Below are 12,978 nucleotides of genomic sequence, written 5' to 3'. Positions count from 1 at the left end.
CGCAGGGAGACAACGGGATGGCACTGACCGCACGGATCCGCACGCGTGACGGATGGGCCGTGTCGCACGCGGTCGTCACGGTGACCGACATGACGGGCACGCAGGTCGTACGCGCCGAAGCCGACGGCGAGGGGGTCGTGCGAGACGCGACCTCGCTGGCGCCGGGGGCGTACACGGTGATCGTCACGGCGGTCGGCTACGCGCCCACCGCGTCCAGCGCGCTGGTGACGGCGAGCGGACGCGCCGAGGTCGGCAACGTGGTCCTGGCCCGTCAGGGCGGCGCCGAGCTGCCGCCGCCGGGTCCCTGGACGATCGACCCGGCCCACTCGTCCGTGGGCGCCGTCGCGCAGCACCTGGGCATCTCCAGCGTGCACGGGCGGTTCACCGCGTTCGCGGGGCGGATCGACATCGACCCCCGGGACGTGTCCGGGTCCCGCGTCGAGGCGGTGATCACCTCGGCTTCCATAGACACCGGCAACGCGATGCGCGACGGCCACCTGAAGTCGGCGGACTTCCTGGACGTGGAGACGTATCCGGAGATCACCTACCGCTCGACCGGGCTGACCCCGGCCGGCTCCGACCGCTGGGCCGTGCACGGCGAACTGACCCTGCGCGGGGTCGTCCGCCCCGTCGACCTGGACCTGGCCTACCTCGGCACCGGGGCCGACCCCTGGGGCGGGACGCGGGCGGCCTTCCGCGCGCGTGCGGAGCTGCGCCGCGAGGACTTCGCCATGAACTACAACCAGGTGGTCCAGGCGGGCATCGCCGCCATCGGCGCCACCCTGAGGGTGGAACTGGACATCCAGGCGGTCCAGGGGGACTCGCTACCGGGGTGACGGGTGGTGGGCGCGGGCCTCGGCGGTGGTCTTCAGGTCGCTGAGCCATCCTTCGAGCCCCTGGCGGAGGAGGGCCGTCGCGGTGGGTACGTCAGCGTCGACCTGGGGGCCGGTGTGGGTTTCCTCGGTGCTCACCCGGACGCCGCCGGGGGTCTCGGTGAAGTTCCAGACGTGGACGCCGTCGATGTGCAGCCCGTCGCCGGTCGCCGGGCCCGTCCAGCGGATGCAGGAGTGGTGCCGGAGCTGCCGGACGGTCGAGGTGATCTCCAGGCTGGTGGCCGGGGTCGGGTTGGGGGGTACGGGGGTCGTCCACCGGAAGGCCGAGCCCGGGCGCAGGGGGCCGTGGTCGAGGCGTTCCGCGGTCGTGACGGGGCCCTGCCAGGACGGCCAGCGCGCGATGTCGGTCTGCAGCTTCCAGATGGTGCCGAGCGGGGCGTCGATGAGGACCTCGCTCCGGTAGCGGACGCGGGCGTCGGGGTCGACTCCGGTCCCGCGGCAGGTGAGGGACGGGGCGGGGCGGGTGCCGGCGGCGGCGGGCAAGGCGGTGGCGCCGAGGAGACCGGCGACGAGCGGGAGGGCGAACAGGGCGGTGCGGCGGCGGTGGCTGGACATGGGTTCCCCCTGGGTGATCGGTGGACTGGCCTTGCCGAACGGCAGAAGCCGGATCATTCGTTAGAGGCTATAACGTCAGTTACGTAAGAGGCAATGGGTCACGTGAGACCTTCTAACGAGAGCGTCACGCCCGGCCCGGCGCGGTGAAGCCGTGCGTCGTACGCCGGATGGTGGCGGCGAGGCGGGCAGCGGTGGCAGTCCATCGGGTCGCGCCGGAGGCTCGTACGTACGGAGAACGAGCACCGGCGCGAGGGAAGGACGGCAGCCCATGCCGCAGGCGGAGGAGAACGGCGTCACCGCGCAGCCGGGCGGACCGGAGGGTCAGGGCCCGAACGGACCGCACGGTCGGCGCCGAAGCCGGGCCGGTCGGCTGCGGACCGCGATCAGGAGCACCAATCTGCCGGCCGCCTTCCTGGTGCTGACGGTGATGATGGTGGCCCTGTGGCTCACGGGCATGCCGTTCCTGCAAGCCCTGACGCTGTCGACCGGGGTGAAGGTCGCGGTGGCCCTCCTCGAACTGCGTCGACGGCCCGGTCTTCCCGACGCCCCCTGATCCGACGGCTGGTCATCGTCGGTCCTCCGCAACGGCGTTGTCAGTGGTGGCGGCTAACTTTCGACGTGTTGCGAGAGCCGTTTCCCGACAGGAGTGACCGATGACCGAGAGCAGTGTTCAGCCCGCGCTGAGGGTGGTGCTGACCGATGTGAACGAGCGCGTCGTGGAGGCATGGCGGGCGGCGTTCGCGGACACGCCCGGCATCGAGATCCGGAGGGGTTCGATCCTCGACGAGGACGTCGACGCCTGGGTCACCCCCACGAACTCCCGGGGCCGGATGGACGGCGGGGTCGACGCCGCCATCAAGCGCCACCTCGGTTCCGGCATCCAGCTGCGCGTGCGGCGCGCGATCCGCGACCGGTTCGACGGTTCATTGCCGGTGGGCAGCGCGGTCTGCGTGCCCTCGGGAGCCACCGTCCCCCGGTACCTGATATCGACGCCGACCATGGTGGAGTCCGCGCAGAACGTGAGCGCCACGCTGAACGTGGCGCTGGCCTGCGCCGCCGCGTTCCAGGCCGTTCACCGGCAGAACCGGAAGGTGGCGGGCAGCATCCGTTCGGTGGCGCTGGTCGGGATGGGTGCGCAGACCGGCCGGGTCCCGGCCAGGGTGTGCGCGAACCTCATGTGGACCGGCTACACCCTCTTCCACGATCACTGGTTCGAGGACGACGACGCGTTGCGCGCCACGATCCTCACGCAGCTGGACGGCATCGAGAACGCCCCCGTCGACCAGCGGGTACGCATCGTCCCGCCGGCGGCCGTCACCCCCGGCCCGACCCCTGCCCCTGCCCCTGCCCCTGCCCCTGCCCCTGCCCCTGCCGCCACCCCGACGGATGAGAGCCCCTCCCCCGTGACCGACGCGAACGACCCCCTGGCGCTGGCCGAACTCTTCGACGGCGGCGGCGAGCCCTGGCTCCCGCTCCTGAAGCCCGTCATCGAGGGGCGGCCGGATGCCGCCCGCTTCATCGGGAAGGGCCGCGGTCCCGAGGTCGTCCCGGTCCGCGAGCTGACCTTCCAGGCCCTCAAGCCCAACCCGCCGCACAAGTGGAAAGTCGTCGCCTTCGGCCAGAACCCCTATCCGCGGCCGGAGAGCGCGACCGGCATCGCCATGTTCGACAACACCTTCTCCGACTGGAAGGACAGCCAGTTCGGCAGGGTCGTCAGCATCCGCTGCCTCATCAAGGCGGCGGCGATGTGGAAGTACGGCATAGTCAAGAAGACCCCCATCGCGGACGTCCGCGCGCTGTTGAAGGAGCGGGACACCGTCCAGCCGCCGGAGTGGTTCCAGGCGATGCTCACCCAGGGCGTGCTGCTGCTGAACGCCTCCCTCACCGCCAGCGGCGACGGGGCGATGGGGACCGACCGGCACACGGCGTTCTGGCGGCCCGTCGTCGAGCGGATCGTCGAGGAGATCCTCAAGGCCAAGCAGGACGCCGCCGAGGAGGACCGCGGGATCGTGTTCGCCTGGTGGGGAGCGCACGCCCGCGGCCTGAAGAGCGTCGTCCTGCGGCTCCAGCAGAAGTACCCGGACGTCGAGGTCCGCCACCTCGACCACGCGAACCCGGCGGCGCAGGGCGACCTCTTCTGCGAGGGCGACCACTTCGCCCTGGTGAACGAGGCCCTCGCGTCCCTGGGCACCGAGGTGATCGACTGGCTGCCGAGCAAGGGGTGGAACGAGGGGACGGCCGGCGGGGACGGCGGTGTCGCGGCGCGCATGGGTGCCTTCATCGAGTCGACCATGAACCTGCACCAGCTGTACCTGGAGCGGCTCACCGGCGTCAAGGACGAGGGCCTGGTCCTCCCCTCGATCACCGGGGTGTTCGACACCCCGGTGATGGCCTTCGAGGAGGCCCTCGCGCCGGTGGCCAAGGCGCTCTCCGGGCTCGCCGGACACATCGACCGGTCGCGCGACTTCGGCAAGCTGCGGGCCGACGAGACGCCCGGCAACAGCCTGTCCGCCGACGCGATCGCCGCGCTCCACCTCTATACCTGCGAGTCCGCGTTCTACCGGGAGATCAACGCCGTCCTGCGCTCCCCCGACCGGGGCCGGGTCACGCCCTATCTGCCGTACCTGCGGCTGCTGTTCTCGGCGGTGTCGAACCTGCCCGCACACACGCGCCCACTGTGGCGCGGTGTGTCGCTGGACCTGCGGTCGCAGTACCCGGTGGGCGGGACGGTGACCTGGTGGGGCGTCTCCTCGTGCACCTCCGAGCCGCACGTGGCCCGGTCCTTCCTGGGCAGCCGGGGCAAGCGGACGCTCTTCGAGGTGACGCCCGCCCGGGCGGTCGGGATCAGGAAGTTCTCCGCCTTCACCGGGGAGGAGGAGTACATCCTCACGCCGGGCACACAGCTCAAGGTGACGGACGTGAAGAGCGAGCGCGGCGGACTGTGCACGGTCAGGCTGACCGAAGTGGAGGCCGCCACCCCGGTGGTGTCCTGACGTGCCGTCGGGCCCGGACGAGCGGTGCGTACGCGACCGCTCCCGTCCGGGCCCGAGGCGGGCACCGGCGCGTCAGGCTCCGGCTCGGACCGGGCCGATGAGGGTGCCGGCGGTGACCTCGAAGCGGCCCTCGGCGAAGGAGGTGCCCGGGATCTCGCCCCCGGGGGCCCTGAGCGTGAACGACGCCTCGTCGGCCGGGGTGCCGTGCCCGTCGTTCGGAACCTGGATGTCGAAGTGGACGGGCCGGCCCGGCCCGAAGGTCACCGCGGTGTGCTGGTCTCCGTACCGGCCCGCCGTGATGTGGAGCGGTGCCCCGTGGTGCGTGAAGGCCACGCCGGTCGGGGAGCCGGCGAGGCGGCACGGCGCGTAGCCCTTCGGCGCGGTCAGCGTGACGCGGAAGTGGACGTGCCCGGCGCTGGCCTGGTCCGGCGCGATCGTCGCGAGGTGATTGGCGGGCCGGCAGGCCGACGGCGCGGCGGTGCCCGCCGTCGCGGCCCCCGCGGTCCCGGTGCTCGCGAGGGCCGCCAGAGCGACGGCGACGATGGTGGCGGACGTACGGCTGGTGCGCATGCTGCATCTCCCTGCGGGCCGACTGGTCACCCGGCGTTCCCCACGGAACGACGGGTCGGCGGGATACCTGCCCCGCGTGCCTTCAGGACAATGTCCCGAAACGCCGACAAAGCGCCCCGTCGGGATCCACGATCGCGGTGGGGGTGCTGGCGGCCACGGCTGCCGTGGCCGAGCGGCCGGGGTCCGACCATTCCCAGAGGTGGCGGGGGGCGGGGCGGCCGGCCTTCAGGAGGGCCTCGCGGCGGACCCACAGGCGGAGCAGGGCCGGCCCGGGGTCCGGGCGGGCTGCGGCTTCCCGGAGGTCCGCGTCGGGGAGCAGGCGGCGCAGGACGCGGAGGGGGCCGGGGCGGCGCGTCGAGGGTTCGACGTCGATGCCGATGGCGCCCGGGCCGACGGCCGCCGCGACCAGGCCGTCCGCGTGGCTGAGGCTGAGCCCCAGCCCCGGGTGGCCGGGCAGGTACGGGCGCCCGTGGCCGGCCCGTCCGCAGCCGGGGCAGAGCTGCCCCGGGACCGACGCGCTCAGGGGCAGTCCGGTGTGGCGGGCGACGCACAGCCGCAGCAGGAGCCGGGCCGCCACCACGTCGTCGCGGCGGCCCGGTACCCGTATCCCGGCGAGCCGTTCGTGTTCCCAGGGGGCGAGCAGCCCCTCGTGCAGCTCGCGGCGGGCCAGTACCTCCCGGGTGGTCGCCACCACGGCGATGGCGGGCATCGGCACGGCTCAGGGGGCGGCGCTCAGGAAGCGCTTCCGGACGTGGCCGAGGGTGCGGAAGTCGTCGATGGTGACCTCCTGGAGGTCGATGGTGCTGCCGGAGAGTTCCTCCAGGAGGTCGATGAACTCCAGGAAGTCCATCGAGTCGATGAGACGCGCTTCGATGAGGTCCTCATCGGCGTCGATCGGGCCGTCGAGTCCGGGGTTCTTCTCGTACAGCCACGTGGTGATGCGTTCCATGGGGAGGGTCGCTCCTTGTCGGTGGTACGGGTGACGTGCGAAGGCCGTGGTGGGGGTGGGCGGGCCCGGGTCAGGTGCGGGCCTCGCGGAGCCGGTCCAGGGCCCGTTCGGGGGTGCCGTGGGCGAGGATCATCGCGTGGACCCAGCGCTCGATTCCGAAGGCGACGCAGGCGCTGTACGCCGGGCCCGCCGAGCCCGCGCGGATGCCGAGGCGCTCGCCGAAGAAGTTGCGGTGCCGGTTCACGGAGGCGATGGCGGTGCCGTCGGGGGCGGAGAATTCGTGTTTGACGGGGTCCAGGGCCATCAGCCGGGCCCGGGAGCCGCCCTTGTCGTAGAACGGGTCGTCGGCCACCGCCCGGGTCAGGTCCAGGCCGAGGCGTGCGGCGGCTTCCAGGACGAACGCGGCTCCCTGTTCCAGGTGTTCTACGGCGCCCTGTGGGGTGCCGAGGTACAGGACCTCGCGCATGTGGAAGCCCCACAGGCGGCGCAGTCCGTCGTAGTGGGTCTCGTTGCGGAAGCAGCGGCCGGCGGCGGACAGCCGCAGGCCCGCCTCGCCGACGTCCCTGCCCTCCAGCGAGAGCAGCAGTCCGTAGCAGGTGGCCGAGGGCAGCAGGTAGCCGGTCGGGCGCAGGGGCAACTCCTCGGGCGTCTCCCCGGCGGCCAGTCCGTCGAGGGCGTCCGGGGTGAAGCGCCCGGCCGAGACGCCGAGATGGGGGAAGTTCCGGAAGAAGTCGAGGCGTGCCAGCCCCTCCACGGACAGCAGCGGCGGACCGACGACCTCGGGCGCGGCCAGCCGTGCGGCCAGCCCGGTGAGCAGGTCGTCCAAGCCGTGCAGGAGGGCGGTGCGGACCGGGTCCAGCGTGATCAGGCCCGCGCCGGGACTCTTGAGGCCGCCGTCCGGCAGGGCCGTCGTGCTGGATGTGCTCATGGAAACCGCTCTCTGTGGGTCTGGCCGGACGGGCGGATCGATCGCGCCACGGAAGTCGTCGCGGTGGTGCCCGCTCCGCCTCGCGGAGGCGGACGCGGCTGACCGCTGCGGCGCGGGGTCACCGTTGACCGCGATGGGCGCGCAGCGGTGGAGAAGTCGGCTGATATCCCATCAAGGACCGGACTGCGCAGGGGGACAGTAAGCCGCTCGCGCGTCTATTGTCTAGACCAGATCTCGGCGGTGGCGGTTGCGTCCGGGCAGTGTCCGGAAGTCGTTGGCCGATTGAACTCCGCATATTGAGACAACACTTGACAGCGGTTATGGTCTAAACCAATTCTGCTGCTTGGCGTCGCCATCGCAACCGTGACGCCACGGATCGGACGTCCCGTTCCCGCGCCCTCCCCTGCCTGCCGCCCGCTGCCTGCCGTCTGCCCCGCGCCGGGGCCCGCCCCGCGCCGCCCGTCGGCCGAGGAACCGTCCCCCGCCCGCTTCTCCCGTTCTGGAGGGACCACATGACGACACCCGCTCCCCGCCGCCCCCACCCCCGGCTCCACCGCGCCGCCTCGGACCTGCCGTACTTCAGCGCCGACGGCGAGTCCTACCTCGCGCAGACCACCCTGCGGGAGCTGAAGAAGTCGCGGCCGCTGAGGGTGCTGTCCGAGGAGGACTTCGCCCACTGGCAGACCTACGGCTACGTCATCGTCCGGGAGGCCGTCCCGGCCGAGGCGGCGCGCCGCCTCCTGGACTTCACCTGGGAGTTCCAGGGCCTCGACCCGGACCGGCCCGACAGCTGGTACGAGGACCGGCCGATGCGCTCCGAGCTCGACCGGCAGCTGCACGTCTACGGCTTCGTGGAGGCGTACCACCACCAGCTGCTCTGGGACAACCGGCAGGCCCAGCGCGTCTACGACGCCTTCGTCGACGTGTGGGACTGCGAGGAACTGTGGGTCACCCAGGACCGGCTCAACCTCAACCCGCCGAACGTCGGGAACCGTGACCGCGCCCTGATCGAGCCCACGGACCGCGGCTTCGACATCGAGCTGCACTGGGACATCGACACCACGCTCGGCGTCCCGCCGCAGCGGGTGCAGGGCATCATCGCGCTCAACGAGACCCGGCCGGAGTCGGGCGGCTTCCAGTGCTGCCCGGAGCTGTTCCGGCGGTTCGAGGAGTGGAAGACCGGCCGGCCGGCCGACCGGGACCCGCTGCGCCCGGACGTGGACCGGACGGAGTACCCCGTCGTCCGCCCCGACCTGCACCCCGGCGACCTGCTGATCTGGAACGGCCTGCTCGCCCACGGCGTGGCGCGCAACGTCTCCCGCGACCAGGTGCGGGCGGTCCAGTACCTGTCGATGATGCCGGCCCTGGAGGAGCACGAGCGGCTGAGGCGCTCCCGCGTCGACGCCTGGCGGCACCTGCGGACCCCGCGCTGGAACCGGACCCTGGTCGGCGACCCCGTACGGCACGAGTCCGAGCGGTACCCCACGGCCACCCTGAACGCACTCGGCAGCCGCCTGCTCGGCCTCACCTCCTGGCACGACCCGGCCGCCGGGCCGGAGCCCGGGGCGGACACCGGGGCGGACACCGGGGCGGGCGCCGTCACCGACCAGAGCGGGGAGCCGGCGTGCGCCGTGTCTGTCTGACCCTCCCCACGAACCGCCCGTGCGCCGCGACCATCAGGGCCGTGGCCGAGGAGGCCGCCGACGGCGCCCGCCGGCACGGCGCCGAGGTGCACCTCCTCGTCCTCGACTCCTCCCCCGCCCCGGCCCTCGCCGACCACCGGGAGGCGGTGGCCGCGCTGCCTGCGGCTCCCGGGGTGGTGGTGCACCACTTCGACGAGGACGCGCAACGGGCCTTCCTGCGCGAGGTGATCGCCGCGTCCGGCGTCGCCGCGCCCGAGCACGTGCTCGGGCTGATGCTGCCCTCCCGGGTCTCCTACGGCGCCTGCACCAACCGCGCCTTCCTGATCGCGGAAGCCCTGGGCTGCGCGTCCGTGCACCGCCGGGACTCGGACAGCCGCTACCAGTACCTGGACGCGGAGCCGGTCTTTCCCCTGCACCACGAGCTGACGGCCCTCGGGCGGCGCGCCGCCGACGTCTCCGGGCTGGTGACGCGGAGCAGGCTCGACCCCGCGTGCGCGGAGCGGCCGGTGGCCCTGGTCGGCGGCTCCTTCGTCGGCGAGATGTCCGTGGACGTGGCGGAGATCCGCCGTCTCGACCCGTCCGTCTACGAGGAGGTCGTCGGCCTTTCGGTGCCGGCCGGCTACCCGGAGATCTGGCGTGGCAACCTGATCGCGCAGTCCTTCCGGGGCGCCGGGACCACCGCGTTCACCGGTGACCTCACCACCCTCACGAGCGTCAGCCCGACACGCGTGGACATGTGCAACATCGCCTTCGACCGCGAGGTCTACGGCCGGGTTCCACTGCCGCCCGCCACCGACACCATCGGCAGCGACTACTTCCTCATCCACCTGGTCCACGACGCGGGACTGCCGGGCGTCCTGCACAACCGGCACATCGTCAACTACCACACCAACGAACGCCGTTCCGACGCCGGCTTCCTCGCCTACCACCTACGGTTCGCGAAGTTCCTCCTCTCCGGTCCGCACTTCGACGCCGTGTACGCCGCCACCAGGCGGGCCGGTGACGCGCTGCTCGACGCGGAGGGACGGGTCCGCCCCGACGCCGTGGCCCGCTTCGTCCGGGACGGTGCCCGGGTGGACCGGTCCGGGGGCGCCGGACGGCTCGACGTACTCGACCGCTCGTACCGCAAGCTGGGCGGCCGGTACGCCACGGCGGCGGACCTGCTCGCAGCGCGCCGCGACGAACTCCTCGACGAGGTACGACAGGACATGGCCGACTTCGCCCTGCTCACCGACGCCTGGGCGCGGCTGGCCCGCGTCGCGCGGACGCACCACCACCGCCCGGGCCCACCGGCCCGGGAGCCGGCCGGGTGCACCGCGTGAGCCCCGCGACGCACCCGGGTCCGCCGGCCACCGCGACGCACACCCTCACCGTCTCGTACGCGGGCGGTACGCGGCGCCGGGGTCCCGTCACCATGGGGCAGGCCAACATGATCCGCTGCATGCTGCGGGACGAGCCCGACCACATCAACATCCACGCCGTATGGCCGGTACCCGGGGGGACGCGGACGGACGCGGTGGCCGACGCCCTGCGCGCCCTCGTCGTACGGCACGAGGCACTGCGTACGACCTTCCCCCACGCCCCGGGCAGCGCGCCCCGTGAACAGGTCGTGGCCTGCGGGGGCACGTTCACCGTCACCGTCCTCGACCACGCGGAACTCCCCGGCGATCCCGCCCCGTACGCCGAGTCGCTGGCGCGGCGGGCCCGGGCCGAAGGGTTCCGGCTGGACCGGGACTTCCCCCTGCGCATCACCCTGGTGGCACGTTCCGGCGCGCCCGCCTTCCTGGCCATCGCGGCGAGCCACGCCCTGACCGACGCCGGCGCCCTCGCGGTCCTGAAGGAGGAGTGGCTCGCCCTGCTCACCGGCGCGGAACTGCCCCCGCCGGCGTCGCTGACCCCACTCGGCCTGGCCGCCGAGGAGGCGACCCCGGCCGGTCTGCGCACGTCCGAGGCGTCGCTGCGGTACTGGGAGCGGATCATCCGTACCGGACCCCAGGCGATGTTCGCGGAGCCGGGCGCCGAGGGCACCGAGGTGCCCACGCCCCGGCTCACCCTCCGGTCGCGGCGGGCCGCCCACGCGCTGGCCCGCGTGGCCGCCCGCACCGGCGGTCTGCCGTCCACCGTGCTGCTGACCGCCTGGTGCGCGCTCATCGCGCACCGTACGGGGCAGAGCGCGTGCGTCGTCGCCGTGCCGACCTCCAACCGGTACCACCCCCGGCTCGCCCGCTCGGTCAACACCCTGTCGCAGGACGCCCTGCTCTGCCTGGACACGCGGGCGGCGACCTTCGACGCGCTGCTGAAGAAGGCCTGGGGGGCGGCCCTCAACGCCTACCGGCACAGCCGGTTCGACGCGCTCGGCCTGTGGGAGATGATCGGCCGGACCACCTTCGAGCGGGGCAGCCGGTTCGCGCGCGACGTCGTGTTCAACGACGTGAGTACGCTCCCGGCCGCCGGGGCCGCCACCGCCTTCGCCACGGCGACGGAGGCGGGGGAAGCCGACGCCGGGCCGGAGCCGGAGCTGAGCTGGGGCCCGGACCAGGTGCTGCCGACCCGCGCCCTGACCTTCGTCTACGCGATCGAACCGCTGCTGCACCTCAGCCTGTGGGCCGACCCGGCGCTGTTCACGCGCGAGGAGGCGGAGGGCTTCCTCACCGGTCTGGTCCGGCTGCTGGAGGCGGCCGCCGCGGGGGACGTGCCGCTCCCGTCGCTCACCGAGGTGACGGGGGTCCGGCCGGTCGAACGCGGTCCGCTGTGGAACCGGGTGGACGGCTGCTGGACGTCGCCGCCGCTCGTGGCGGCGGCCCTGAGCGACGCCCTCGGGGGTCTTCCCGTACACGTCGGCGTGGACGCCCCGCCCGGCGGCGATCCGGCGGAAGCCGCCGCCTTGACGGCGTACGTCGCCACCGGCGACACCCCGCTCACCCCGGCGCGGGCGCACTCCGCGCTGATGGACGCGCTCCCCGGCCGCCCCGGCGTACTGGCCCCGCGCCGTTACGTGATCGTCCGGCACCCGCCGGCGGAGGCGGACCGGAGCAGCGCGTGGCTCCGTCAACAGGTACTCAGCGAAGGGACCGGCCGGGCTCCGGCGGATGTGACATGACGATGGACGAGGTAGCGGACGAGGCAGCCGCACCACCCGCGCCGAGCGCCCCGCCCAGCCCCTGGCGGTCGAGCCGCTTCCGGCTGTTCTTCACCGCGCGCAGCGCCTCGCTGCTCGCCGACGGCATGCTGATGGTGTCGCTGACGACCGCCGTGCTGGGGGCGGGCTACGGCGCCGCCGGCGTGGGCTACGCGCTGGCCGCGTGGATGGCGCCGATCGTGCTGCTCGTGCTGTTCGGCGGCGTGCTCGCCGACCGGTTCACCCCGCAGGTGATGATGGTCGGCGCGGACGTCGTGCGCATGGTGGCCATGCTCGCGCTCGCGGTGCTGCTCATCGGCTCCGACGTACGGCTGTGGCACGTCATGGCGCTGCTGGCGGTCAGCGGCGCCGCCACCGCGATGTTCCAGCCGGGCCTGGCGAGCCTGGTGCCACAGGTCGCCGAGGACATCCAGCGGGCCAACGCGCTGCTGCGGATCTCCGAGGCCATCTGCACCCTGCTCGGTCCCGGGGTCGCCGGACTGCTCGTCGCCTACGGGAACGTCGCGGCGTCGTTCGTGGTCATCGCGGCGGCCTACGCGCTGAGCGCGCTGGGCCTGGCGCCCTTGCGCAAGCTCGGCACCGCCCGGGACGGGGGCGACGACCCGATGTGGCAGCGGCTCACGACGGGCTGGCACGAGTTCCGGTCCCGTTCCTGGCTGTGGGGGGTCATCTCCGTCTGGGCGGTGTACGGCCTCTTCGTCTTCGGCCCGGCCCTGCCCCTGGGCGCGACGCTGCTCACCGAACAGCACGGGGCCGGCGGGTACGGCTGGATCGTTTCTGCCGACGGCGCCGGGACGATCATCGGCGGCCTGCTGGGGATGCGGGTCCGGCCGGGACGCCCGCTCGTGGCGGGGGCCTGCGCGATGTTCTTCTTCGCCCTCAATCCGCTGGCTCCCGCACTCGGCTGGTCCTTCGCGGTGACGGCCCTGACCGGGGTGGTGGCCGGGTGCGGGTTCGCGTTCTGGGGCGTCATGTGGGCGACGAGCGTGCAGTCCCACATCCCCCTGGCCGTCCTGAGCCGCGTCTCGGCCTACGACGTGGCCGGGTCCATCATGGTCATCCCGCTGGGCCGCGCCCTGGCCGGGCCGGCGGCCGATGCCTATGGTGCGGACCGGGTGCTGCTGTTCTCCTCGGTCGTGGGCGTCGTCTGCATCGGCGTGATGCTCTGCGTCCCGGCGATCCGCGCCCTGGGCCGCGTCCCCGAGGGGAGTCCGGCGCCGGCGTCCGTCCCGAGCACCTGACACGGAGGGCGCGCGGTCCGCTCCTCGCGGCCGGGCGCCCTCGCGTTTGTCGGCGCCTCCCCGTTCC

12 protein-coding genes are annotated in these 12,978 nt (G+C 73.3%); 7 read left to right on the top strand and 5 right to left on the bottom strand.

Annotated elements, in window-relative coordinates:
* The first annotated feature begins 17 nt into the window (after nt 1-17).
* Nucleotides 18-836: a YceI family protein gene (locus ACZ6ZT_RS24590; protein WP_469722044.1), complete on the top strand. Its 819-nt coding sequence runs from the start codon at nt 18-20 to the stop codon at nt 834-836.
* Here ACZ6ZT_RS24590 and ACZ6ZT_RS24585 read toward each other — a convergent pair.
* Nucleotides 825-1,448, bottom strand: a complete 624-nt coding sequence (locus ACZ6ZT_RS24585; RefSeq protein WP_469722199.1) for an SRPBCC family protein — start codon at nt 1,446-1,448, stop codon at nt 825-827. The genes ACZ6ZT_RS24590 and ACZ6ZT_RS24585 overlap by 12 nt on opposite strands.
* A gap of 268 nt (nt 1,449-1,716) precedes the next feature.
* Here ACZ6ZT_RS24585 and ACZ6ZT_RS24580 point away from each other — a divergent pair, with 268 nt between their 5' ends.
* Both ACZ6ZT_RS24580 and ACZ6ZT_RS24575 read left to right on the top strand, forming a co-directional pair.
* Nucleotides 1,717-2,001, top strand: a complete 285-nt coding sequence (locus ACZ6ZT_RS24580) for a hypothetical protein (protein ID WP_469722043.1) — start codon at nt 1,717-1,719, stop codon at nt 1,999-2,001.
* A gap of 100 nt (nt 2,002-2,101) precedes the next feature.
* Nucleotides 2,102-4,441, top strand: coding sequence for a macro domain-containing protein (locus tag ACZ6ZT_RS24575; protein WP_469722042.1), 2,340 nt, complete (start codon nt 2,102-2,104; stop codon nt 4,439-4,441).
* Nucleotides 4,442-4,513: 72 nt separating this feature from the next.
* On the opposite strand, the gene ACZ6ZT_RS24570 is transcribed toward ACZ6ZT_RS24575, so the two are convergent.
* The 4 genes from ACZ6ZT_RS24570 to ACZ6ZT_RS24555 form a co-directional block, all read right to left on the bottom strand.
* Complete coding sequence (locus tag ACZ6ZT_RS24570; RefSeq protein WP_469722041.1) at nt 4,514-5,011, bottom strand: DUF4232 domain-containing protein; 498 nt, start codon at nt 5,009-5,011, stop codon at nt 4,514-4,516.
* Between the two features lie 82 nt (nt 5,012-5,093).
* Nucleotides 5,094-5,720 (bottom strand): 4'-phosphopantetheinyl transferase family protein, encoded by a 627-nt coding sequence (locus ACZ6ZT_RS24565; protein WP_469722040.1) that lies wholly within the window; start codon nt 5,718-5,720, stop codon nt 5,094-5,096.
* Between the two features lie 9 nt (nt 5,721-5,729).
* Nucleotides 5,730-5,960, bottom strand: coding sequence for an acyl carrier protein (locus ACZ6ZT_RS24560; RefSeq protein ID WP_469722039.1), 231 nt, complete (start codon nt 5,958-5,960; stop codon nt 5,730-5,732).
* Nucleotides 5,961-6,030: 70 nt separating this feature from the next.
* The gene (locus tag ACZ6ZT_RS24555; RefSeq protein ID WP_469722038.1) at nt 6,031-6,888 is read right to left on the bottom strand and encodes a class-II aminoacyl-tRNA synthetase family protein; all 858 of its coding nucleotides are present in this window, start codon (nt 6,886-6,888) and stop codon (nt 6,031-6,033) included.
* Nucleotides 6,889-7,400: 512 nt separating this feature from the next.
* Here ACZ6ZT_RS24555 and ACZ6ZT_RS24550 point away from each other — a divergent pair.
* Genes ACZ6ZT_RS24550 through ACZ6ZT_RS24535 form a run of 4 tightly spaced genes read left to right on the top strand, consistent with a single transcriptional unit; the run spans nt 7,401 to nt 12,911 of the window.
* On the top strand, nt 7,401-8,531 hold the full coding sequence (locus ACZ6ZT_RS24550) for a phytanoyl-CoA dioxygenase family protein (protein WP_469722037.1): 1,131 nt from the start codon (nt 7,401-7,403) through the stop codon (nt 8,529-8,531).
* Nucleotides 8,513-9,853, top strand: a complete 1,341-nt coding sequence (locus tag ACZ6ZT_RS24545; RefSeq protein WP_469722036.1) for a DUF6271 family protein — start codon at nt 8,513-8,515, stop codon at nt 9,851-9,853. Before ACZ6ZT_RS24550 ends, ACZ6ZT_RS24545 begins: the two co-directional genes overlap by 19 nt.
* Nucleotides 9,850-11,631, top strand: a complete 1,782-nt coding sequence (locus ACZ6ZT_RS24540; protein WP_469722034.1) for a condensation domain-containing protein — start codon at nt 9,850-9,852, stop codon at nt 11,629-11,631. The genes ACZ6ZT_RS24545 and ACZ6ZT_RS24540 overlap by 4 nt, the downstream gene beginning before the upstream one ends.
* Nucleotides 11,628-12,911, top strand: a complete 1,284-nt coding sequence (locus tag ACZ6ZT_RS24535) for an MFS transporter (RefSeq protein WP_469722033.1) — start codon at nt 11,628-11,630, stop codon at nt 12,909-12,911. The genes ACZ6ZT_RS24540 and ACZ6ZT_RS24535 overlap by 4 nt, the downstream gene beginning before the upstream one ends.
* The last annotated feature ends 67 nt before the right edge of the window (nt 12,912-12,978 follow it).

The organism is Streptomyces sp. NPDC102258 (assembly GCF_055584685.1).
This window is presented reverse-complemented; position numbering and strand designations above follow the sequence as displayed.

Coding starts and splice junctions, on each gene's coding strand:
- ACZ6ZT_RS24570 (WP_469722041.1), bottom strand. CDS start 5,011: ATGCGCACCAGCCGTACGTCCGCCACCATCGTCGCCGTCGCTCTGGCG.
- ACZ6ZT_RS24590 (WP_469722044.1), top strand. CDS start 18: ATGGCACTGACCGCACGGATCCGCACGCGTGACGGATGGGCCGTGTCG.
- ACZ6ZT_RS24555 (WP_469722038.1), bottom strand. CDS start 6,888: ATGAGCACATCCAGCACGACGGCCCTGCCGGACGGCGGCCTCAAGAGT.
- ACZ6ZT_RS24580 (WP_469722043.1), top strand. CDS start 1,717: ATGCCGCAGGCGGAGGAGAACGGCGTCACCGCGCAGCCGGGCGGACCG.
- ACZ6ZT_RS24565 (WP_469722040.1), bottom strand. CDS start 5,720: ATGCCCGCCATCGCCGTGGTGGCGACCACCCGGGAGGTACTGGCCCGC.
- ACZ6ZT_RS24550 (WP_469722037.1), top strand. CDS start 7,401: ATGACGACACCCGCTCCCCGCCGCCCCCACCCCCGGCTCCACCGCGCC.
- ACZ6ZT_RS24585 (WP_469722199.1), bottom strand. CDS start 1,448: ATGTCCAGCCACCGCCGCCGCACCGCCCTGTTCGCCCTCCCGCTCGTC.
- ACZ6ZT_RS24575 (WP_469722042.1), top strand. CDS start 2,102: ATGACCGAGAGCAGTGTTCAGCCCGCGCTGAGGGTGGTGCTGACCGAT.
- ACZ6ZT_RS24535 (WP_469722033.1), top strand. CDS start 11,628: ATGACGATGGACGAGGTAGCGGACGAGGCAGCCGCACCACCCGCGCCG.
- ACZ6ZT_RS24560 (WP_469722039.1), bottom strand. CDS start 5,960: ATGGAACGCATCACCACGTGGCTGTACGAGAAGAACCCCGGACTCGAC.